The organism is Priestia sp. YIM B13552, assembly GCF_042787775.1.
Classification (GTDB): Bacteria; Bacillota; Bacilli; order Bacillales; family Bacillaceae_H; genus Priestia; species Priestia megaterium_E.
In genome coordinates, this window is sequence record NZ_JBHZOU010000002.1 from 891309 (window position 1) to 914515 (window position 23207).

Here is a 23207-nt window from a genome sequence, read left to right on the forward strand (position 1 = left end):
GATGGCTGCTATTTACATCGTTAGTCGCTTAACGATGTTTGCTGTTTGACGTGCGGTTTTTTCAATTTGCTCAGCTGAGTTTCCTAAGCCAAAGCTAAATCGAATAGAAGTTGTTAAACGTTCAGACCCTTTTCCAAACATAGCTACAAGCACATGAGAAGGATCGATTGCTCCCGCTGTGCAAGCTGAACCGCTCGATGCCGCAATTCCTGCTAAGTCTAAATTTACGAGCATCGATTCAACATTTGTTTTTGGAAATGATAAATTTAACACATGTGGCAGAGCATTTTCAAGATGTCCGTTAATTTCAAACGAAATACCTTCTTCTTTCAACACAGCTACCATTATTTCTTTGTATCTTCTATATTCATCTGCACGTGTTTGCAGCGTTTGTTGCGAAATTTTCACAGCTTCTTCAAACCCGACAATACTTGTCATGTTCTCAGTTCCAGCTCGTCGTTTGCGCTCTTGTTCTCCTCCAAATAGCAAAGGAGACAGTGAAACGTGAGCAGCTGCATATAAAAAGCCCATCCCTTTTGGTCCGTTAATTTTATGAGCCGAAACGGATAAAAGATCGACACCTAATTGTTGCACATTTAACGGAATTAATCCATAAGCTTGCACTGCATCCGTATGGAAATATGCTCCATGCTCTTTTAATAGAACTCCAATTTCTCCAATTGGCTGAATAGCACCTACTTCATTATTTCCAAACATCACCGACACAAGAATTGTTTGATCGGTCAGGGCTGATTTTATTTCATCCATAGATACTTGTCCGTACTCATTAACTGGCAAGTAAGTCACTTCAAAGCCCTGTGTTTCTAAATATTCACACGTATGAAGCACAGCGTGGTGTTCAATTTGCGTGGTAATAATATGATTTCCTTTATGGCGGTTTGCAAGAGCTACTCCGATCAGTGCCATATTATCTGCTTCTGTCCCACCACTTGTAAAAATCAGTTCATTTTCGTGTGCTCCAATACTTGCTGCAATCGTTTGGCGAGCTTCGTCTAAATAGCGTCGACTTTCCCGCCCGTAGTGATGAATACTAGACGGATTTCCAAAGTACTCATACATAAAAGTCGTCATTTTCTCAACGACTGCTGGATGTATTGGAGACGTTGCTGCATGATCAACATAAATACGTTCCAAAATAAACGCCTCCTAGCTCATTATTAAATATAAAACATATAAGACGCTTGATCATCATCAGAATGATTTGCTAAATCTTCAAGCGTTGTACTATCTAGCACTTCTTTAACCGCATCTCGAATACGAATCCACAGCTCGCGTTTTGCAGGCTCTTCATCTTCAATTCCTTCTACAGGACTAATAGGACCTTCTAAAACAGAAATAATATCTCCAGAAGTAATGTTAGCAGGTTCATGTGCTAAGATGTAACCTCCATAAGCTCCGCGCACGCTTTTTACAAGCCCAGCGTTACGCAGCGGTGAAATAAGCTGCTCTAAATAATGTTCAGATAAGTCATGCGTTTGAGCAATAGTTTTAAGCGAGATAGGACCTTCGCCAAAGCGCTTCGCAAGCTCAATCATAATCGTTAAACCGTAGCGTCCTTTTGTTGAAATTTTCATACGATACACTCCTTCAATACACTTTTTTTATTTATGAAAAAAATAAGACCCTCACGTTGTCACTGAATACTGTGATGAGTCGTTTTTTACTAAGCTATATGAACTTCTCTATACGCATTTCTTGCAAATGTAACTGTTGATATTATAACATACTATGCCTATAAGATAAATTTCCACCACCTATTCACCTCTTATGATACAGTGAAAGAAAAGAAAGGAGAAAAATATGGCTACAAAACCTCTCGCATTTCGAATGCGTCCGACTCATTTAGATGATGTTATCGGACAGCAGCATTTAGTTGGCAAAGATAAAATGATTTATCGAATGGTAAAAGCAAATCACTTAAGCTCGATGATTTTATATGGACCTCCAGGCGTTGGAAAAACAACAATTGCCACAGCTATTGCAAAAACAACCAACACGGCGTTTCGTCAGTTGAATGCCGTTGTAAACAATAAAAAAGATATGGAAATTGTCGCCGAAGAAGCCAAAATGTCAGGCAAAGTAATTCTCCTGTTAGATGAAGTTCATCGCCTTGACAAAGCCAAGCAAGACTTTTTGCTTCCTTATTTAGAAAATGGCATGATCATTCTAATCGGAGCGACAACAAGTAACCCTTATCACGCAATTAATCCTGCTATTCGAAGCAGATGCCAAATCTTCGAATTAAAATCCCTTACGCCAGATGATATCAAAATGGCGCTAACAAGGGCACTCAACGACTCATCCAATGGATTTGGGGATAGAAAAATTATCATAGAAGATGACGCCATGAACCACTTTGCCAACAGCTGTAACGGTGACGTGCGCTCGGCTTTGAATGCTCTGGAACTGGCTGTTTTATCAACAGGCGAAAGCGATGGTAAAATCGTTATTACCTTACAAACGGCAGAAGAATGTCTGCAGCAAAAATATTTTTCACATGATAAAAATGGTGACGCTCACTATGATGTATTATCGGCTTTTCAAAAATCGATTCGCGGCAGCGACGTAAATGCCGCTCTTCATTATTTGGGACGGCTAATTGAAGCAGGAGACTTGATCAGCATCAATCGTCGCCTTTTAGTCATTGCCTATGAAGACATTGGACTAGCTGATCCGGATGCCGGCATGAGAACTCTCGCAGCCATTCAAGCAACTGAGCGATTAGGACTCCCAGAAGCACGTATCCCGCTTGCAAACGCCGTTATTGAGCTTTGCCTATCACCGAAATCCAACGCTGCTTACAAAGCATTAGATGAAGCGATAAGCGATATTAAAAAAGGGCTGTCCGGCGACGTTCCCCCTCATTTGAAGGATGCTCATTACAAAGGAGCAGAGAACCTTGGCCGAGGCGTTGAATATCAATACCCGCATGATTTTGATAACGGATGGGTCCTTCAACAGTATTTACCGGATCGCATCAAAAACAAACAATATTTTCATCCTAAACAAAATGGACAAGAAAAATACTTTTCAAAAGTTTTCAATCGTTTAGAGACATTAAAAAAAGAAAATGGCTGAAACTGTTGCTCAGTTTCAAAGCCATTTTCTTTTTTGTCTTTATCTATTAAGCTGCACTTTTAACGTCTTTTCGTTTTTTCGTTTTTGTTGAACCTTTAAAGTAGCTGTCTAAAAGTTTAGCGACTAAACGAGCGACTATGTTAAACAACAGAACCATAATGATTAGAATAGCAGCTGACTTTGTTGCAATCAATCTTGCATCAGGTACGATTCCTTCAGAGTTTAATTTCCAAATGTGAACGGCAAGCGTCTCTGCTGGTCGAAAAATATTAAACGGGTTTACAGGACTTGTTAAGTCGGCATTTGAATTTAACATCGGCGTCGTTAAGCCAGCCGTATAAATCAACGCAGCTGCCTCTCCAAAGATTCGTCCCGCTGTTAAAATAACGCCTGTGATAATTTGTTGAATCGCTGATGGAATGACGACTTTGACAATTGTCTGCCATTTAGTTGCACCTAAACCTAAACTTGCTTCTTTTACACTCGCAGGAACAGATGCAATTGCACTTTCACATACGCGCGTTAAACCCGGTAAATTCAAAATTGTAATCACAAGTGCTCCGCCGATAAGCGTATAGCCCCAGCCGGAAAATGTGACGAAAATTAATAATCCAAATAAACCAACTACAATGGACGGTAATGACGCCATTGTTTCAATACATAAGCGGACGAAATTTAAAAAACGACCTTGCTTCGCGTACTCCGCTAAGTAAATTCCGGCTCCTAAACCAAGAGGAATAGAAATGATCAGCGTTAAAACAAGCATGTAGAACGAGTTAAACAGCTGTGGTCCGATACCGCCTCCTGCCATCGTATTGCTTGGCTTTCCAAATAAAAAGTTCGGATCCCAAAATCCCCAGCCTTTAGCGATAATTTCAACAACTAAATACACTAATAGCAACACAACTAGAGCGGCAATGCCATAAAAAATACCTGTCCATATATTATTTACTGTGCGTGCATTTTTGTTTCTCATTGATGAGCACCTCGTTTCCCAATTGCTCGGATAATTAAAATGAACACGAAAGAAATAAGCAGTAAAATCATGGCTAACGTCCATAATGCGTTATTCCATGCCGTTCCGTTTAGCGTATTAGACATATCCATTGTTAAAATACCTGTTAATGTTGCCGTTGGGCTATATAAGCTTTCAGGAAGCTTAACCGTATTTCCGATAACCATTTGAACAGCTAGCGCTTCTCCGAATGCGCGGGCAAGCCCTAACACGATACCTGTTAAAATACCTGTTTTAGCAGATGGAATAATGACTCGGCTAATTGCCTGCCATCTTGTTGAACCTAGTCCATAAGAAGCTTCTAAATATTCAGGTGCTACGCTTCGAATTGCATCGTCAGCAATACTTGCAATTGTCGGAAGAATCATGACGCTTAAGACAATAATTCCGGCAATCAAACTAAAGCCCACTCCGCCGAAGTTATCGCGAAGAAGCGGTACTAAAATGGTAACCCCTAAAAGGCCGTATACCACTGAAGGAACTCCGACTAAAAGTTCTAAAACCGGTCGTAAAACCGTTGACCCAAATTTAGGCGAAATATAGTTGTTAAAAATGGCGATAGCAATTCCAATTGGAGCACTTATAATAACGGCTCCGATCGATACAAGCATGGAACCCAGGATAAACACAAGTGCCCCGTATTCTTTATTGTTTGGGCTCCATTTTGTTGAAGTCAACATTTCACCGATTGATATATTACTTTGTAAAAATGACTGTATGCCTTTTTCACAAATAAATACGATAATAGCTAACGTAACAAGTACAATTAAAATACCGCAAAATGTAGAAAGCGTACGGCCAATGTATTCGCTTTTTACATAATTAATGGATTTTTTCCCCTTCATCGCTCTGTCTCCTTACATATTCAGTATATATTCGCTTTTCTTTTTATTCGCTATATACTTTATTAACATTCAAATAGAATAAGACTGACTGTGTTAGTCAGCCCTATTCTTTTTAAAAACACTCTTATTTTTTGAACTCAGTCATTGGGATATATCCCATATCTTCTACTTGCTTAGCAAAGTCTTTACCAGCTACATAGTCAATGTACTCTTTTGCAGCATCTTTTGGCTCACCGTTTGTAATCATGTACTCATAAGACCAAAACGGATATTTTTTAGAAACAATGTTTTCTGTTGTTGGCTCCACACCATCAATATTAAGCATTTTTAGACTTTCTTTTTTATCGCCAATTAAATACGACATAGCAAGGTAACTTACTGCTCCTGGCGTTGAGTTTACTGATTGCTCAACCGCTCCGTTTGAATCTTGAGCTGTACCAACGCTGTCATTTACTTTTGCGTCACCCATTAATGTTTTCTCGAATGTAGCACGTGTACCAGATGATGCTGGACGGTTGATTACGTTAATTTTTTCGTCGTTTCCGCCAACTTCTTTCCAGTTTTTAATTTCACCAGAGAAAATCTTTTGAATTTGCTCTTGTGTTAACGATTCTACTTTTACATCTTTATTTACAACAAGTGCGAACCCAATGCCCGCTACTTTCGTATCGACAAGTTTATCTGCTTTTGATTTATCTTCGATTTTATCGGCTGCTGGAACGTCAGAGTTTCCGATGTCAACTGCTCCTGATGCTACTTGGTTAACACCAGTTCCACTACCTCCACCTTGTACCGTTACTGAAAGGTTTGGATATTTTTCAGTAATTCCATTCGCTGCTTCTTCTGCAAGTGGTTGTAAAGCTGTAGATCCCGCTGCTGTTAACGTACCTGACACTTCTTCTTTGCTGCCCGAACCACTGTCGTTGCTTGCTCCGTCTTTACCACATGCTGCTAGTGCTCCTACCATTAAAAAAGCTGCTAATGTTACTTTAAAACCCTTTGTTTTCATTACATTACCCTCCAATAAATATATGTGTAATTAGTACTAGTCCTTTGTACTCGAACAACAGGTACAAGACACATTATACGAGTAGATTGTTGTCTTTATATGAAGTGAATTTTAAGTTACTGTAAACTTACTTATTTGGGGTTTATTTTTTCTTATTTCTATTAAAACCCTTGATATATAAGACTTTCTGGACATTACTGTAGAAGATACAAAAGAAAGAAAGCCAAAACGTAAATTTTATGTAAATAAAGCGTTAAATAAATTTACATAAATCTCTTTTTTTAATACAGTGTAAATTCACCATCAAGCCATATTTTTCAATTTATTAGTACTTTTTATACATATCAAACAGAAGATTCCATCCAAAGCATAAATAGAACAGATATTTCCATAAAAAAAAGAAGGCTGCGATAGCCTTCTTTTTATTGATCACCTACGCGGCGAATCTTAATATCAGTTAATAATTCATTGATAACATGACCGCCCATAATTAATCCTGCTACAGATGGAACAAAAGCATTAGAAGATGGGGGCATTTTCGCTTTTCGAATTTGCGCTTGATCGTTTCCTACTTCTTTGCGAACTTCTTCGCGAATAACGATTGGACGTTCATCAGAAAAAACGACGTTAATTCCTTTGCGAATTCCTTCTTTACGCAGACGAGTACGAACCACTTTTGCAATCGGATCTGTATGTGTCTTTGAAATGTCTGCAATTTTGAAACGTGTTGGATCCATTTTATTCGCAGCACCCATACTTGAAATAATCGGAATATCACGTTTTAAACATTCTTTCATTAAATGAATTTTATACGAAATCGTATCGGATGCATCCACTACGAAGTCCGGTTCGTAACTAAAGAACTCTTCATACGTTTCTTCCGTATAAAACATTTGAAGAGAAACGACGTCACAGTCTGGGTTAATATCTAAAATACGCTGTTTCATTAATTCTGTCTTGGGCTGACCTACCGTAGAAAGCAGCGCGTGAATTTGACGATTTACGTTTGTAATATCAACATCGTCTTTATCTACAAGAATTAAACGCCCTACTCCTGACCTAGCCAAAGCCTCAGCAGAAAACGACCCTACTCCTCCTATCCCTAAAATAGCAACTGTGCTGCCTTTTAAAGTAGCTAGCCCTTCTTTTCCTATCGCCAGTTCATTACGCGAAAACTGATGCAACATGTTAAAACACTCCTCTATTAAATACACTAACGTGTATGAATAATTCAAATAAACAACGAAATTGACTATACCATATTTTTAGCAAAACGAACATGAGCATTCGTTATTTATCCATAAAAAAACTCTATGCAAATAATTACATAGAGGATTTTTTATATGTATGCTAGTCCCGATCGTGCCGTCTCGAGTGCCTTCGTTTTGAACCCGCTCTCGGCAGGTGGGTGCTCTGCTTTAACCATTGTAAGTCCTCGAGATGAGGCATGTACGCTCGTTAAAAACTCCGAGCTCCCAAGCAAAAAATTGTTCGGTCAAAACTGGATTAAGGACGAACACATCAGGACTATTTAGTTCTTGAAAGTATCTTATCACAGAAAAAATCACTTTGCAATTAATAAGTAAAACAAAAAAATCGAGCCTGTCACTGGAACGTGACAGGCTCGATTTAACAGACGGTTCAATCGATTACGCTTCTGTTTTTTGCTTTTTTACCTGCAAATGCAGCTCGTCTAATTGCGCTTCACTTACTTCACCAGGTGCATTTGTTAATAGACAGCTTGCACTTGCTGTTTTAGGGAAGGCAATTGTATCACGCAAGTTTGTGCGTCCTGCTAGAAGCATAACTAAACGGTCAAGACCTAACGCAATTCCGCCGTGAGGAGGAGTACCGTATTCAAATGCTTCAAGTAAGAAACCAAACTGCTCATATGCTTCTTCTAATGTAAATCCAAGCGTTTTAAACATTTTTTCTTGAATATCACGCTCGTAAATACGTAAAGATCCTCCGCCAAGTTCGTAGCCATTCAATACTAAGTCATATGCTTGTGCACGGACTTGTCCAGGATCGCTTTCTAACATTGGTAAATCTTCACGAACTGGCATTGTGAATGGATGATGAGCCGCGTAGTAACGGTTGTCTTCTTCGTCATGCTCAAGAAGAGGCCAATCTGTTACCCATAGGAAGTTAAATTTCGTTTCATCAATAATTCCTTGTTCTTTTGCAAGCTTTAGGCGAAGAGCGCCAAGTGCATCTGCTACAACTGACTTTTTATCAGCTACAAATAAAAGTAAATCTCCTTCTTCCGTTTGAAGAGCTTCCGCAAATTGCTTTTGCTCATCTTCATTGAAGAATTTTGCAATCGGTCCTTTTAAGCCGTCAGCTTCAACTTTCAGCCATGCTAACCCTTTAGCACCGTAAATTTTCACGAACTCTGTTAGAGCATCGATATCTTTACGTGAATAGCTAGAAGCGGCACCTTTTACGTTAATGGCTTTTACTTCTCCGCCGTTTTCAACTGCTGCGCTAAATACTTTGAATCCGCAGTCTTTCACAAGCTCTGATAAGTTGACTAGCTCCATTTCAAAACGTGTATCCGGCTTATCTGAACCGTAGCGACTCATCGCTTCATCATATGACATGCGCGGGAAAGGCGTCGTTATATCTAAATCTTTTACGCGCTTCATTACTTTAGACATCATTTCTTCCGTCATTGTCATGATGTCCTCTTGAGATAAAAATGATGTTTCAATATCGATTTGAGTAAATTCAGGCTGGCGATCTGCACGCAAGTCTTCATCACGGAAGCAGCGAGCGATTTGATAATAACGCTCAACTCCGCTTACCATTAGCAGCTGCTTGAAGATTTGCGGTGATTGAGGAAGAGCATAAAACTCCCCTTCGTGCACGCGGCTTGGTACAAGATAATCACGTGCGCCTTCTGGCGTACTTTTCGTTAAAATAGGTGTTTCAACATCTAAAAAGTCATTTTGATCTAAGAAGTCACGAATTGTTTTTGTAATGTCATTGCGCATTTTAAGCGTGTTAAACATCTCAGAACGTCGAAGATCTAAATAACGATATTTTAATCGAACATCTTCTGATACTTCCGTTTGATCCGCAATAGCAAAAGGAGGTGTTTTGGCTTTGTTTAATACCGTAATCTGCTCAGCGTGAACTTCAATTTTACCTGTTTTTAAGTTCGGGTTAACGGTTCCCTCTTCACGAGCTACAACAGTTCCTTGCACTTCCAGTACGAATTCATTACGTACATCTTCAGCAATTTTTAGCGCTTCAGCAGATTTTTCAGGATTAAATACAACCTGTACAACTCCGCCGCGGTCGCGTAAATCAATAAAGATTAATCCCCCTAAATCACGGCGTTTTTGAACCCATCCTTTTAATAGAACTGTTTCGCCAGTTGCTTGTTCTGTTACATCACCACAGTAGTATGAACGTTTTGTCATCATGGTTCCCCCTTATACTTGTTCTTGCAAATAGCTGACCAATTGATCAATTGATACTTCTTGCTGTTCGCCAGATTCCATATTCTTTACGTTTACAACTTGTTTTGCTAGCTCATCTTCACCTAGAACAACAACAAATTTTGCTTGTACACGATCAGCTGCTTTAAACTGAGCTTTCATTTTTTTATCTTGATAATCTTTATCGGCTACAAAGCCTGCACGTCGAAGCGTATTCACAATTGAAACGGATTTTTCTTTTGCTTCATCGCCCATAGTTACTACATAGCAATCTACGCCTGTTTCTACCGGGAGCTCAATTCCTTCTGCTTCCAATGCAGATAATAAGCGTTCGATACTTAAAGCGAATCCGATACCCGGTGTTTCAGGTCCGCCGATTTCTTGAATCAGCCCATTATAACGGCCTCCGCCACAAAGAGTTGTAATGGCGCCAAATCCTTCTGCTTCACTCATTAGTTCAAATGCTGTGTGATTATAATAATCTAACCCGCGTACTAGCGTCGGATCTACAACATAGTCAATGTCTAAATCGGTTAAGTACTGCTGTACTTTTTCAAAATATTCTTTTGAATAGTCATTTAAATAATCAAGAATAGACGGCGCTGTAGCCATCAGTTCATGGTCCCGATCTTTTTTACAGTCTAAAATACGAAGAGGATTTTTCTCCAATCTGCTTTGGCAGTCGCTGCAAAACTCTCCAATGCGAGGTGCAAAGTGGTCAATAAGCGCTTGACGGTGAGCTTGACGACTTTCTGTATCTCCTAAACTGTTAACAACCAACTTTAATTTTTTCAATCCAAGCGATTGGTAAAAGCTCATTAACAGGGCAAGAACTTCAGCATCAATAGCTGGATCATTTACCCCTAATGCTTCTACACCAAACTGAACGAATTGACGGAAACGTCCCGCTTGAGGTCGTTCATAGCGAAACATAGGGCCAATATAAAACAGCTTGGTTGGCTGCGTTGGATTTCCAAACATCTTATTTGACACAAATGATCGTCCAACTGCAGCTGTTCCTTCTGGGCGAAGCGTTAAGCTGCGGTCACCTCGATCTTTAAATGTGTACATTTCTTTTTGCACGATATCTGTTGTTTCTCCCACTCCGCGCAAAAATAATTCAGTGTGTTCAAACATTGGTGTACGAATTTCTTGGTAGTTGAACGCACGGCAGATTTCTCTTGCTCGCTGTTCAACAAACTGCCAATATTCTACTTTGCCCGGTAAAATATCTTGTGTGCCTCTAGGTATTTGAACTGACATAACGTGATATGCCTCCTATATTTAAAATTTACAATACAAAAAAACTCTCGCCTCTACTATTTTTCCATAGTAGGGACGAGAGTTGATCTCACGTGGTACCACCCTAATTGAAACATATGACATGTTTCCACTCATTTCGTTAACGCACGAACACGTTCATCTCCTACTAAGTTTCCCTTTTCAGAGTGAAGCCTCCTGAGTGTTCTTTCATAAAGTCATCATGTAGAAATGCTTTCAGCCTAAGACATTTCCTCTCTAGCCATGTGTCATCTTTACTACTTTTCTCGATCTTTGGCTTATCAATATAAAAATGTTATACATTCATTTTAATTTAGCAATTGCTTTCTATATTACGAATGAAATGAGCAGTTGTCAAGCACCTTTCATGTTAAGAGCGGTCTAATTGTTTTCTTAGTTTCTGAATATCTCGAAGCGTTAAACCAAATTCAGAAGCCAATTCAAGGGATGAAGCTTCACTTTCTCTATCAATAAAATCATGAAAATGAATGCCAAATACCGGATTTACCTGCTGAAATGATTGTTCACCTTTTTCACTAAACTTCATTGTTTCTTCCTCCCTGCCTACACTTACTTATCCTTTTATTAGCATTGCCCAAAAAAGATGTTTTTACATAAGAGAAAGGATTTTTTTTATTTTCATCGAATACTCTATTTTGTTATAAAAAGGAGGTCTATCTATTCGCCATCTTAACATGAAGTCTGTATCTGTTTTGACTGCAAGTATCCTTTTGTTACTGTGCTCGTCCTCATTTGAGCGCCCAAATGTACCGGTGCATCAACCCATTATTGTAACAGCTGACTCTCTTCATGTACGCAGCGGTCCAGGACGTTCATTTTCAATTACAAATAAATTGACGAAGAATACAAGACTATCCGTTTCAGACCGTCAAGGAGATTGGTATTATGTAGAAAGCTCGGATATTCAAGGATGGGTGTTTAAAAAATTCACGAAAACCGTAGCGCTCAGCAGCGTTCAGCCTAGCATGCAGGTAGCGCAGCGCCAGCCTGTTTATACGCTGAGTAAAAGCTTGCGGCACCTAAAGGGCAAAACAATTATTATTGATGCAGGCCATGGAGGAAAAGACAAAGGAGCCATCGGCACACAGGGCACATATGAAAAAGACCTCACTCTCCGAACAGCACTTATTTTACAAAACAAACTTCAAAAAGAAGGCGCACACGTCATTTTAACCCGCACCCATGATAAGTACCTTCTACTTTCACAGCGCACGCTGCAATCGACTAAAGCAGATGCTTTTATAAGCATTCACTACAACAGTACGAACAGCTCACAGCTAACTGGCCTTATGACGTATTATTACCATCAGCATCAGGACAGTCCACTCACACATTCTATTCATCAGTCCCTTATTAATCATGCAAAATTGAAAGACAAAGGAGAACGTTTTGGAAACTATTATGTTCTTCGCGAAAATACACGTCCAAGTACATTAATTGAACTGGGCTTTTTAAGCAACGAACGGGAAGAAACGTATATTAATTCCATCAGTTATCAGCAAATGATGACGTCCGCTATCGCTGAAGGGTTAAATCATTACTTTCAAAGCAAAGAAAAAACGCAGGCTCATCTGTGAGTCTGCGTTTTTTCTTTGCTTTCTACAATAAGTGTGACCGGTCCGTCATTTGTAAATGATACGTCCATCATTTCACCAAATGCGCCGGTCTCTACTCGAACATTTTTTTCTGATAATATTTTATTAAAATAGTTGTAAAGCGTTACAGCATGATCTGGCCTAGCAGCTCCCATAAAGTTTGGTCTTCTGCCTTTTCGGCAATCTCCGTAAAGCGTAAATTGAGATACCGATAAAATTTCTCCTTCTACATCTAGAAGCGACAAATTCATTTTGCCAGACTCATCATCAAACACTCGCAAATTCACAATTTTATCTGCTACATACTCTGCATCAGCTTCAGTATCGTCATGGGTAATGCCCACTAAAAGCATATATCCTTGCTTAATCTCACCGACCGTCTCACCTGCAACAGTTACTTTTGCATTCTTTGCTCTTTGTACGACTACTCTCATGTATAACGACCTTTCTTAATGCATAATTCGGCGAACTGAATAAATGTCTCGAAGCTGCTTAATGCGCTCAACCACTTTATGAAGGTGACTGATGTTATGAATAGAAATTGACATATGAATCGTAGCCATTTTGTTTCGGTCCGATTTTCCTGAAACGGCTGAAATATTCGTTTTAGTCTCGTTTACAACCTGCAGAACTTCATTTAGTAAGCCTCTGCGGTCGTATCCTGAAATTTCAATTTCTACGTTAAACTCTTTGCCTTCTTTAATATGTGTTTCCCACTCTACAGGAATAAGACGGCTTTCAGCATCATCTGTGTGAACGTTTAAACAATCTGCTCTATGAACAGATACTCCCCGTCCCTTTGTAATAAAACCAACAATCTCATCTCCAGGAACTGGATTACAGCATTTAGACAAGCGAATCAGCATGTTCTCTACACCCGGTACGATAACCCCGGAATCTTTTCGCTTATGTTGGCGAACACGCTTGGCCGCAGTGTCGCGTGCAATATCATCAATTTGGATCTCTTGTTCTTGATCGCGCTGCTTTCTCCACTTCTCGGTTAAACGATTAGCTACTTGAGCCGCAGTTAATCCGTTATACCCAATAGCTGCATACATATCATCTTCGTTTGAGAAATTAAACTTCTCCGCTACTCGTTTGATATTATCAGCTGTTAATACTTCTTTTAAGTCAAACTCCATTTGACGAATTTCTTTTTCAACCAGCTCTTTGCCTTTTTCAATATTTTCATCGCGGCTTTGCTTTTTAAAGAATTGGCGAATTTTATTTTTGGCTTGAGACGTTTGAGCAAGCTTTAACCAGTCCTTGCTTGGACCATACGAATGCTTAGACGTCAAAATTTCGATAATGTCCCCCGTTTTCAAACGGTAATCAAGCGTAACCATCTTGCCGTTGACTTTTGCTCCAATGGTTTTATTTCCGATTTCAGAATGAATACGATAGGAAAAATCAATTGGAACAGAACCCGAAGGAAGCTCAATGACGTCGCCTTTTGGCGTAAAAATGTAAACCATGTCAGAAAACAAATCAACTTTTAGAGATTCCATAAACTCTTCTGCATCGTTTGCGTCATTTTGAAATTCTAAAATTTCTCTAAACCACGTCAACTTTTCTTCAAATGAAGCATGCTCAGCTGTTTTTCCCTCTTTGTAAGCCCAGTGAGCAGCAATTCCATACTCAGCAATTTGGTGCATGTCAAACGTTCGAATTTGAACTTCTAACGGATCACCTTTTGGTCCGATAACCGTCGTATGAAGAGACTGGTACATATTTTGTTTTGGCATTGCAATATAATCTTTGAACCGTCCTGGCATTGGCTTCCAGCACGTGTGAATAATTCCTAACACCGCATAGCAGTCTTTAATGCTATTTACAATAATGCGCACAGCTAGTAAATCGTAAATTTCATTAAACTGCTTGTTTTGCAGTGCCATTTTACGATAGATGGAATAAATATGTTTTGGACGTCCTGAAATTTCAACTTTAATCGACACTTCATCTACTTGCTCTCGAACTTCATCGATAACTTCAGCCAAATACTGCTCGCGTTCCGCACGCTTTTTCTTCATCAAATTTACAATGCGATAATATTGCTGAGGATTTAAGTAACGTAAAGCTGTATCTTCAAGCTCCCACTTAATTTTTGAAATACCAAGACGATGAGCAAGAGGAGCAAAAATTTCAAGCGTTTCATTTGAAATGCGTCGCTGTTTTTCCTGCGGTAAATGCTTTAGCGTACGCATGTTATGAAGACGATCCGCAAGTTTGATCAGTATGACTCGAATATCTTGAGCCATTGCTACAAACATCTTGCGGTGATTTTCAGCCTGCTGCTCTTCTTTAGACTTATATTTAATTTTTCCCAGTTTCGTTACGCCGTCTACTAACATTGCTACTTCTTCATTGAAAGCTTTTTCTAAATCTTTTAGTGTTATCTCTGTATCTTCAACCACATCATGTAGAAATCCAGCTGCAATTGTTGCTGGATCCATATCTAGATCAACTAAAATTCCTGCGACTTGAATCGGGTGGATAATATATGGTTCACCCGACTTGCGATATTGTTCTTTGTGAGCTTCTTTTGCAAAATCATATGCTTTTTGTACAAAAGCCACGTCTTCTTCATTTAAATATCGCTTCGTATTGTCAATGACCTGTTCCGCTGTTAGGACTTGCTCATTTGCCATGAAATCACCTTTTATCAACTAGCATTTTTAATTCATATTGTAACTATTATCTTGAAAAAATCCAAGGATGTAAAGCCTTTGCGTTTAATTTATCAAATTTACCTCATTTCCATTTTACGTATTAACGTTTTTTAACGAAAAAAGAGCACCTGTATCAGGTACTCTTTTTTATGTGATCGTTCTTCTTAATACGTCATTAATGTGAATACATCATAACCGTCTAGTTTGTCACGGCCGTCAAGGTAAGAAAGTTCAATTAAGAACGCAGCTCCAACAACAATTCCGCCTAATTCTTCGACAAGCTTAATTGTCGCTTCAATTGTACCGCCTGTTGCTAATAAATCATCTGTAATCAACACGCGCTGACCTGGCTTAATTGCATCTTTGTGAATCGTTAATACGTCTTTACCGTATTCTAAACCGTAATCTACTTTGATTACTTCACGCGGTAATTTTCCTTCTTTACGAACAGGTGCAAAACCGATACCTAACGCATATGCTACTGGACAACCAACGATAAATCCGCGAGCTTCTGGCCCTACGATAATATCAACTTGTTTATCATTCGCATATTTTACAATCTCATCCGTTGCGGCACGGTATGCATCACCGTTATCCATTAATGTTGAGATATCTTTAAATGTAATACCTGGTTTTGGCCAGTCAGGTACAATTGTAATATAATCTTTAAAATTCATTCTAATGTTGCCTCCTCATTCAATCGAACGCTTAAAAATATCTTGAAATTGATTTTTAAGCTGTACATATGACGTATAAATAAAGTTTTTTTCTATTTCAATCTGCTGCTGCTTTTGGCGATAAGTCGCAGATTCTATTAAATCACGTTTCGCAGAATTTTTCACTAACGAAATTAAGCCATTGTTTATTGTAACAAATTCTAACTCAAAAAACACCTTTGCCATAAAATCAATCGTTTCTTTTGACCAGCCCTTATGAATCGCTAAATCTTCTTTGTAGCGTTTTAAATCAAAGGGACCCTTTTTCGCTAAAAAGCCGTAAAACCATTTAAAATGATCGCGAGTTGGAATTGTATCAAAATAATGGTCTTCTTCCGTTAAGAAAATAGCGTATATTCTAGAAGGGATACCTTGGACAAACAAACATTCAAGCCATTTCTGTGAAGGAGGCAAATCTAATAAAACGATCTGTTCCCCTGCAAACATACATGCTTTTGCCTGTTCTTCATCTTGAATAAGAACAACATGCTCCATCGGCAGCAGCGACTTGTATTTATCAATTGTTGAAGCGTGAAAAGCAACAACTTTCATTTGATCCGTAAATACCTGCTGAAAGAAACGTTTGACATCAACTGCACTGCGATAATCAAACATCTGCCATTCATCTACAGAAATATCTTCCACCATCAGCTGCGGCTTGCGCATATTATTCCACTCATTAATAGATAGTTCACCTACTAATGATACTTTAGCTATAGGAGATACTTCATCTAATATATAGCCTAACCCAAATCCTACTGCATCAACCGATACACCGCTGTCTTCAAATACGAGTTTTAAATGATTTTTATTAGCACCAATTTTCCGCATAGATGTTGTATGAACATCTTTAATGAGAACTTTTGGCTTCGGGTTATGCATACCAAATGGAGCAAGCGCACTCATTTGTTCAATGTTTTCCAGCGTAATTTCCTCTGTTGTGCATACTGTATCAACTGATGTAATTGGAATAAAATCCTGTTCCGTCAACACGTTGCTTGCTTGTTCATTAAGACGTCTGCGCAGCTCTTCTACATCATCGCTGTTTAATGTCATGCCGGCTGCCATTGGATGCCCTCCAAAATGCGGCAAAATGTCACGGCACTTAGATAAGTTCGCGAATAAGTCAAAACCTTCGATACTTCTTGCTGAACCTTTGGCAATACGGTTTTCAGAGTCAATACTTAGTACAATTGTTGGTCTATAGAATTTTTCTACGAGCCTAGAAGCGACAATTCCAACAACGCCTGCATTCCATCCTTCTCCCTCTACAATAAGAACGCTGTTTTCATCCGGAGGATACATACTCTCAACAAATTCAACGGCTTCTTCTGTAATATCGTTTACGATTTGCTGTCTTTCCTTGTTTAACGCATCAATTTCTTTAGCTAAACCTTTTGCCTCTTCAGCATTTGTCGTCATAAGTAAATGAACAGCTGGATCAGCATCTTGAAGACGTCCTACTGCATTAATGCGAGGAGCCATCGCAAATCCAATTGTATCCTCATTAATTTCTTCACGTTTTACTCCGCATACGCTCAGCAGCGCTTCAATTCCCGTGCGCTTCGTGAGCTTGAGATAATCAAGACCTTTGCGAGCAATTAAGCGGTTTTCGTCCACTAAAGGAACTAAGTCAGCAATCGTCCCAATTACTGCTAGTTCTAACAGATGTTCCGGAAGCTCCCCTAACAGCGCATGAGCGAGTTTAAAAGCCACTCCTACACCTGCCAGTTCTTTAAATGGATATGTACTTCCCGGCAGCTTTGGATGAATAATTGCATAAGCATCCGGTAAAACCGGCCCCGGCTCGTGGTGATCCGTAATAATTAAATCAAAGTTTAATTCACGTGCATACGCAGTTTCTTCGACTGCCGAAATACCTGTGTCTACCGTAATCACCAGCTGATAGCCGCCTGCGCTTATTTTATCAAATGCCGCCTTATTCGGCCCATAACCTTCTGTAAAGCGATTAGGAATATAAAAATCAACATCAGCGCCAAGCTGCTGTAAAGCAGATAACATAACAGAAGTGCTGCTGACGCCGTCAGCATCGTAATCTCCATAGATCATAATTTTTTCATTATGATCAATTGCTTGCTGAATACGAGCTACTGCTTTGTCCATATCGTGCAACAAAAACGGATCGTGGAACGTTTGTGCATCAACGTGTAAAAACTCACGCGCCGCTTCTACTGTTGTCATGCCTCTATTAAGTAATAACGAAGCTACTAGAGGTGTAATATTGAGGTTTTCTACAAATTCATTAACAAGTTGTTCATCACATTCTTGAACATTCCAACGTTTTTTTGACTGTAACATGTCTCTTCACCCCTTAACCCACATTATTATACTAGAGTGGATGAAATGGAGCAACGAAAGAAAATAAGCACATTTTTCTGACAGTACGTCTTGAATTTTGACGCACAAAAAAACGTGCGAATACTTCGCACGTTTTTGAATTACTTGCTTTCTACTTCTTTTTGTTCCTCACGCTTCAACTGTTTTCCTTTCCACACAAGCCATAGCTGAGCAGCAATAAACACAGATGAATATGCACCAAGGATTAAACCTACTAACAGAGCAATTGAGAAGTTTTGAATCGATTCACTTCCGAATAGAAGAAGTGCTACAACTGCAATCACAACTGTTAACACGGTGTTCATTGAGCGAGTAAACGTTTCACGCAAACTTAGATTTACGATAAACGCCAAGTCGTCAAACGTTTTGGATTTAAATTTCTGCATATTTTCACGAATGCGGTCAAACGTAACGATCGTATCGTTAATTGAGTAACCAACAATCGTCAAGACAGCAGCAATAAACGTTAAATCAACCTCTAACTTCGTTAAGCTGAAAACAGTAACGATAAAGAACGCATCATGCAACAGAGCAAGCACGGCTGCAAGCGCCATGTAAAATTCAAATCGAATCGTTACATAAATGATAATTCCGATTGAAGCAATTACAATCGCCATCATTGCATTTTTTGCCAGTTCTTTTCCAACTGTCGGCGAAACGGTGCTTACATTTGGTTCAGAACCGTATTTATCTTTAAAGTGATCTTTTAAATTGGCAATTTCTTTTTTATTCAAGACCCCGACTACACGTACGACACCCGTATCATTACTTTTCCCTGTAATAACTACGTCATCCGTTTCGATATCAAGGGACTTCATTTCGCGCTGTATCTCAGCCTGCGTAACGGTATGATTTGCCGGAATCTCTATGCGAGTTCCGCTTGTAAAGTCAATACCGAGGTTCAGCCTGAACACGGCAACCGAGATAATACCGATAATGACGAGCACGCTTGAAAACGTGAAGAACGCTTTACGGTATTTAACAAAGTCAATTTTATCCCACGCTGTAGGTAAAACGGTTGTGCCGTCATCTTTGCTTAAATCGTGAATTTGCTCTTTCTTCACGCCAAAGTAGCCTGGTTTTTTATCAAACCAGCGGCTGTTTACTAAAAGACTCATTAGTAAACGAGTACCATAAACAGCAGTTACAAAGCTTAGCACAATCCCGATCATTAACGTCGTAGCAAATCCTTTTACTGAACTTTGACCATAAAAGAACAGTACAAGAGCCGCTAACATCGTTGTAATATTGGCATCAAAAATGGTGGCAAGAGAGCGACGATTTCCTGCCCGGTATGCCGATATAACGGATCTTCCTGTTTTGAGTTCATCTTTAATCCGCTCGTAGGTAATAATATTTGCATCTACTGCCATACCTACGCCGAGAATAAGAGCCGCGATACCTGGAAGCGTCATAACCACATGCATCAAGTCAAATACAACTAAGTTCAAGTAGATATAGAAACTGAGTGTAATAACGGCAATAAGCCCCGGTAAACGATAGAAAAACAGCATGTAAAGGAAGATAATTCCGATGCCGATAATACCCGCTAATATAGTGGTATGAAGAGCTTCTTCTCCGAACTGTGCTCCAACGGATGTAGAGTATAGCTCATCCAATTTAACCGGCAGCGACCCGGCGTTTAGCAATTCCGCCAGCTGCGTTGCACTTTTCACTGTGAAGTTTCCACCTGAAATCTCAACATCTGGCTGTGTTAACACGCTGCTAACAGAGGCTGCAGATAGATACTTCGGATTTTGTTTTGTCGCTTCTTTTTGGTATGAGTCTTTTCCTTCTTCATAATCCAGCCAAATGACAATTAAATTGTTAGGTGCTGGTTTTTGAGAAAGCTCTCGCGTGATCTTTTCAAATTTTTTCGCATTTTTTAACTTTAGTGAGACGCTAGGCTGATTGCTTTGGTCAAACGATTGCTTTGCTCCGCCTTGCGCTAAGTCTGTACCATCCATCAGCACCTTATCGTTCACGTCACGGAACGTTAAGTTTGCTTGAGTGGATAACAGATCCCTGGCTTGCTTTTGATTCGTGACACCAGCTAACTGAACGCGGATACGATCGTTTCCTTCAATTTGAATGCTGGGCTCACTAACTCCCAGTACATCGACACGTTGACGCAACGCTTCAACCGTGCTGTTAAGTGCCTTTTTGTCAATGACATCGCCTTTTTTAGCTGGACTGACTTTATATAAAATTTCAAATCCACCTTGAAGGTCGAGGCCAAGTTTAATATCTTTTGTAATTCCAGTCATCGTTGTTCCGATTGTACTAAACACAAGCAGTACTAAGAGGAAAAAGGCAACGATACGTCCTCTTTTAACCATCGACAGAAAATCCTCCTTCTTATGTAAAAAACATGAAATGATAACAATAGATAAATGACCAATCTAATTATCATTCATAACCTAATGTCTGTCAAATAAAGACCTTATCAAATTTTATTACATGTATTTTACAAGCTCTACTTTAATAATTCTTTCCAGTCTTCTCCATTATTAACACTTGAGAACATATCAGATTTATAAGATTCAATTGTTACATAGCTCATCACCTGCGTGATCTTAACAGATAAAATATCATTTACCACTTGATGGAGAGATAGCTCCTTTTCTTTTTTCCATTTTTTCATTTCTAAATAACTCAATAAATCGTTCTCCGTTACTTCTTCATATCCAAGCATATGAAATTCTTCCATTTTGCTGGATAAGACAGGCTGTATAAGTTCTTTCGAAGCTGAAATAAATGGATGTGTCATATCGATCCTCCTTTCTGTTTGACATTTCGCGTAAAATTTCTTTCTCGTATGAGGAATACTTGTCATGCTTGGACACCGGGGGCGCATATATTCACTGTATAAACCTCAAGAAAGCAGTGAGTATATGTCTAAATTTTTACAGGGAACTATTATTTTAATAATTGCTGGCTTAATTACACGTGTACTCGGGTTTGTCAATCGAATTGTGGTGGCTCGAATGATTGGAGACGAAGGTGTGGGACTTTATATGATGGCGGTCCCCACGCTGGTATTAGTAATCACCTTAACACAGCTTGGGCTACCGGTTGCCATATCCAAGTTAGTGGCAGAAGCAGAAGCTTTAGGTGACAGGCATAAAATAAAAAAAATACTTGTCGTCTCTTTAAGTATTACGTGTACGCTGAGCGTTTTATTTACGCTCGGACTAATATTATTCGCTCCCGTTGTAGCAAAAACCTTCTTTACAGATTCACGTACGATCTATCCGCTGCTTGCAATTATTCCAGTTATTCCAATCATCGCCGTCTCGTCTGTCATTCGCGGATATTTTCAAGGAAAGCAGCAAATGAAGCCTGCTGCTTATTCTCAAATTATCGAACAAGTGGTGCGGATTACGTTAATTGCCGTATGTACAAAAGCATTTTTGCCCTATGGAATTGAGTACGCTGCGGCTGGCGCTATGCTCTCTTCTGTATTTGGAGAACTAGCTTCACTGTTTTATATGGTGTTTATGTTCAAGCGAAAGAAGAAAATAACGGTAAGACGAAAATTTTTTGCTTCTTTACATGCGGGCAAAGATACGTTCTTTGACTTAATGCGAATCGCTCTTCCCACGACAGGAAGCCGCATGATTGGGTCAATTTCTTGGTTTTTAGAACCGATTGTAGTAGCTCAAAGTTTAGCAATTGCAGGAGTAGCGACAGCTGTAGCAACGAAGCAGTACGGGGAATTAACAGGCTTTGCACTCCCTCTCCTGATGCTGCCTTCTTTTGTAACGGTGTCTCTATCCACATCTTTGGTTCCCGCAATCAGTGAATCTCTTGCACAGAATCAAATGAAGCAAATCGAATATCGGCTTCATCAAGCTCTCCGCTTGTCGTTTGTAACAGGCGGACTGGCCGTTGTTGTTCTTTATGTATTTGCTAATCCGGTAATGGAATTGATGTATGGTTCTGACAAAGCTGCTATTTTTGTCAAAGTCATGGCGCCTTTTTTTATCTTTTATTACTTTCAAGGGCCGCTTCAAGCTGTTCTGCAGGCGCTAGACCTTGCAAAAGCAGCCATGATTAACAGTTTTATAGGAGCAGCGGTCAAAACATCTCTTATCTTCTTACTCGCAACTCAGCCAAATCTAGGCATTATGGGAGCTGGTCTTGCAATTGTTGTGGGAATGATGCTTGTCACTCTTTTACACCTGTCTACCGTCATGAAAAAAATCACATATAAGATTCATGTGTTTGAGTATCTTCGCAGTTTTTCTGTAATGGGCATATCAGGCTTTATTGGACACTTCGCTTATATGAACCTTTTCACTTCCATCCCTTTGAGCTTACGAACCGTTTTATCGATTGCACTTACAAGCATTGTATACGTACTGTTTTTGCTGCTTTTTAGACTGATAACAAAGGAAGAATTAAACCGTTTTTCTGTTTTACGCTATTTTAAACGAAAATAAAACGCGGAGCAATCCGCGTTTTATTGTTTCACATCTACCAAATCTATAAAAAATTTTCCGTTGTCGTAGCTGCAATATGAAATCTTATCTAAGTTTGAATACCCTCGCTTTTCCAGCTCTGTCCTTAACCATTCCGTCGTTTTATGTTCATGCAGCAGATGCTCTTCTTGAACAATGCCGTCAATGATAAAAGGCAAATTCAAATTGCCTTTTTCACCTGATTGCTGATCTTTCTCAAACACGGATAGCCTTCCTGAAGATTCTAAAATAGCAAATTCAACATCAGCTACATTTTTTATATTTTTATCACGCAGCTGCACGAGCAAGTCATTGAAGTTATATCGCTGCCTTTTCATTTCATGTTCGTTTATTTTTCCATTCTCAATAATAATACTAGGTTTGCCATCAATAAAATTTCGCATTCGATTGCTTTTAAGAGACCATACAGCTAAGCCGATTTGAATAATAAGAAGCGTTAACATCGGAAGAATTGAATACAGCAAGGGATCTTTTGGGTTTTCAATCGCCATTACTGCCATTTCAGCAATCATAATAAAGACAACTAAATCCAAAATGCTCAGTTCTCCTATTTCCCTTTTACCCATAACGCGAAAAATAATTAAAACTACTACATATAAAAGCACGGTTCGCGCAACCATGATCAATAGTTCCACTGCAAAGACCTCCTTTATGTATTCCCTTGTAGTT

19 protein-coding genes, 1 other RNA gene and 1 other annotated feature are annotated in these 23207 nt (G+C 39.2%); of the genes, 3 read left to right on the forward strand and 17 right to left on the reverse strand.

Annotation, left to right across the window (positions count from 1 at the left end; all coding sequences use genetic code 11):
* Window positions 1-12 precede the first annotated feature (12 nt).
* Both ACFX40_RS10695 and cymR read right to left on the reverse strand, forming a co-directional pair.
* A complete protein-coding gene (locus ACFX40_RS10695) occupies window positions 13-1155 on the reverse strand; it encodes a cysteine desulfurase family protein (protein WP_098524642.1) in 1143 nt (380 codons plus the stop codon).
* 23 nt (window positions 1156-1178) lie between these two features.
* Complete coding sequence (gene cymR, locus ACFX40_RS10700) at window positions 1179-1595, reverse strand: cysteine metabolism transcriptional regulator CymR (protein WP_013059297.1); 417 nt, start codon at window positions 1593-1595, stop codon at window positions 1179-1181.
* A gap of 226 nt (window positions 1596-1821) precedes the next feature.
* Between cymR and ACFX40_RS10705 the strand changes: the two genes are divergently transcribed.
* Entirely contained in the window at window positions 1822-3099 is a 1278-nt protein-coding gene (locus tag ACFX40_RS10705) for a replication-associated recombination protein A (RefSeq protein WP_028410591.1), read from the forward strand.
* A gap of 46 nt (window positions 3100-3145) precedes the next feature.
* Here the strand turns inward: ACFX40_RS10705 and pstA are convergent, their stop codons facing one another.
* The 8 genes from pstA to ACFX40_RS10745 form a co-directional block, all read right to left on the reverse strand.
* Window positions 3146-4075 carry a phosphate ABC transporter permease PstA gene (pstA, locus tag ACFX40_RS10710; RefSeq protein ID WP_028410590.1) on the reverse strand — a complete coding sequence of 310 codons (930 nt, stop codon included), beginning with the start codon at window positions 4073-4075 and terminating at the stop codon, window positions 3146-3148.
* A complete protein-coding gene (pstC, locus tag ACFX40_RS10715; protein ID WP_013059300.1) occupies window positions 4072-4959 on the reverse strand; it encodes a phosphate ABC transporter permease subunit PstC in 888 nt (295 codons plus the stop codon). Before pstC ends, pstA begins: the two co-directional genes overlap by 4 nt.
* A 124-nt stretch (window positions 4960-5083) precedes the next feature.
* Complete coding sequence (locus ACFX40_RS10720) at window positions 5084-5968, reverse strand: phosphate ABC transporter substrate-binding protein PstS family protein (RefSeq protein WP_377254906.1); 885 nt, start codon at window positions 5966-5968, stop codon at window positions 5084-5086.
* A 422-nt stretch (window positions 5969-6390) separates the two neighbouring features.
* On the reverse strand, window positions 6391-7155 hold the full coding sequence (locus ACFX40_RS10725) for a tRNA threonylcarbamoyladenosine dehydratase (RefSeq protein ID WP_028410588.1): 765 nt from the start codon (window positions 7153-7155) through the stop codon (window positions 6391-6393).
* 162 nt (window positions 7156-7317) lie between these two features.
* Window positions 7318-7499: non-coding RNA, 6S RNA (ssrS, locus tag ACFX40_RS10730), on the reverse strand.
* A gap of 118 nt (window positions 7500-7617) precedes the next feature.
* Complete coding sequence (gene aspS, locus ACFX40_RS10735) at window positions 7618-9396, reverse strand: aspartate--tRNA ligase (RefSeq protein WP_028410587.1); 1779 nt, start codon at window positions 9394-9396, stop codon at window positions 7618-7620.
* A 12-nt stretch (window positions 9397-9408) separates the two neighbouring features.
* Entirely contained in the window at window positions 9409-10677 is a 1269-nt protein-coding gene (gene hisS / locus ACFX40_RS10740; RefSeq protein ID WP_028410586.1) for a histidine--tRNA ligase, read from the reverse strand.
* A gap of 68 nt (window positions 10678-10745) precedes the next feature.
* Window positions 10746-10978: a binding site (T-box leader), on the reverse strand.
* Window positions 10979-11065: 87 nt separating this feature from the next.
* Window positions 11066-11242 carry a hypothetical protein gene (locus ACFX40_RS10745; protein WP_013059305.1) on the reverse strand — a complete coding sequence of 59 codons (177 nt, stop codon included), beginning with the start codon at window positions 11240-11242 and terminating at the stop codon, window positions 11066-11068.
* Between the two features lie 166 nt (window positions 11243-11408).
* Here ACFX40_RS10745 and ACFX40_RS10750 point away from each other — a divergent pair, with 166 nt between their 5' ends.
* Window positions 11409-12293, forward strand: a complete 885-nt coding sequence (locus ACFX40_RS10750) for an N-acetylmuramoyl-L-alanine amidase family protein (protein WP_231504553.1) — start codon at window positions 11409-11411, stop codon at window positions 12291-12293.
* Here the strand turns inward: ACFX40_RS10750 and dtd are convergent.
* The 6 genes from dtd to ACFX40_RS10780 all read right to left on the reverse strand — a co-directional run bounded on the left by dtd (window position 12284) and on the right by ACFX40_RS10780 (window position 20824).
* Complete coding sequence (gene dtd / locus ACFX40_RS10755) at window positions 12284-12745, reverse strand: D-aminoacyl-tRNA deacylase (RefSeq protein ID WP_028410584.1); 462 nt, start codon at window positions 12743-12745, stop codon at window positions 12284-12286. The genes ACFX40_RS10750 and dtd overlap by 10 nt on opposite strands.
* Before the next feature lie 15 nt (window positions 12746-12760).
* Window positions 12761-14959, reverse strand: coding sequence for a RelA/SpoT family protein (locus ACFX40_RS10760; protein WP_013059308.1), 2199 nt, complete (start codon window positions 14957-14959; stop codon window positions 12761-12763).
* Between the two features lie 185 nt (window positions 14960-15144).
* Window positions 15145-15657, reverse strand: a complete 513-nt coding sequence (locus ACFX40_RS10765; RefSeq protein WP_013059309.1) for an adenine phosphoribosyltransferase — start codon at window positions 15655-15657, stop codon at window positions 15145-15147.
* 15 nt (window positions 15658-15672) lie between these two features.
* Window positions 15673-18015 (reverse strand): single-stranded-DNA-specific exonuclease RecJ, encoded by a 2343-nt coding sequence (gene recJ / locus ACFX40_RS10770; protein WP_274154528.1) that lies wholly within the window; start codon window positions 18013-18015, stop codon window positions 15673-15675.
* A 140-nt stretch (window positions 18016-18155) separates the two neighbouring features.
* Window positions 18156-20393 carry a protein translocase subunit SecDF gene (gene secDF / locus ACFX40_RS10775; RefSeq protein WP_098331500.1) on the reverse strand — a complete coding sequence of 746 codons (2238 nt, stop codon included), beginning with the start codon at window positions 20391-20393 and terminating at the stop codon, window positions 18156-18158.
* 137 nt (window positions 20394-20530) lie between these two features.
* Window positions 20531-20824, reverse strand: a complete 294-nt coding sequence (locus tag ACFX40_RS10780; RefSeq protein ID WP_025750585.1) for a post-transcriptional regulator — start codon at window positions 20822-20824, stop codon at window positions 20531-20533.
* 64 nt (window positions 20825-20888) lie between these two features.
* Here ACFX40_RS10780 and spoVB point away from each other — a divergent pair, with 64 nt between their 5' ends.
* On the forward strand, window positions 20889-22499 hold the full coding sequence (spoVB, locus tag ACFX40_RS10785) for a stage V sporulation protein B (protein ID WP_377254909.1): 1611 nt from the start codon (window positions 20889-20891) through the stop codon (window positions 22497-22499).
* A 20-nt stretch (window positions 22500-22519) separates the two neighbouring features.
* On the opposite strand, the gene ACFX40_RS10790 is transcribed toward spoVB, so the two are convergent.
* Window positions 22520-23173, reverse strand: a complete 654-nt coding sequence (locus ACFX40_RS10790; protein ID WP_483879798.1) for a DUF421 domain-containing protein — start codon at window positions 23171-23173, stop codon at window positions 22520-22522.
* Window positions 23174-23207 lie beyond the last annotated feature (34 nt).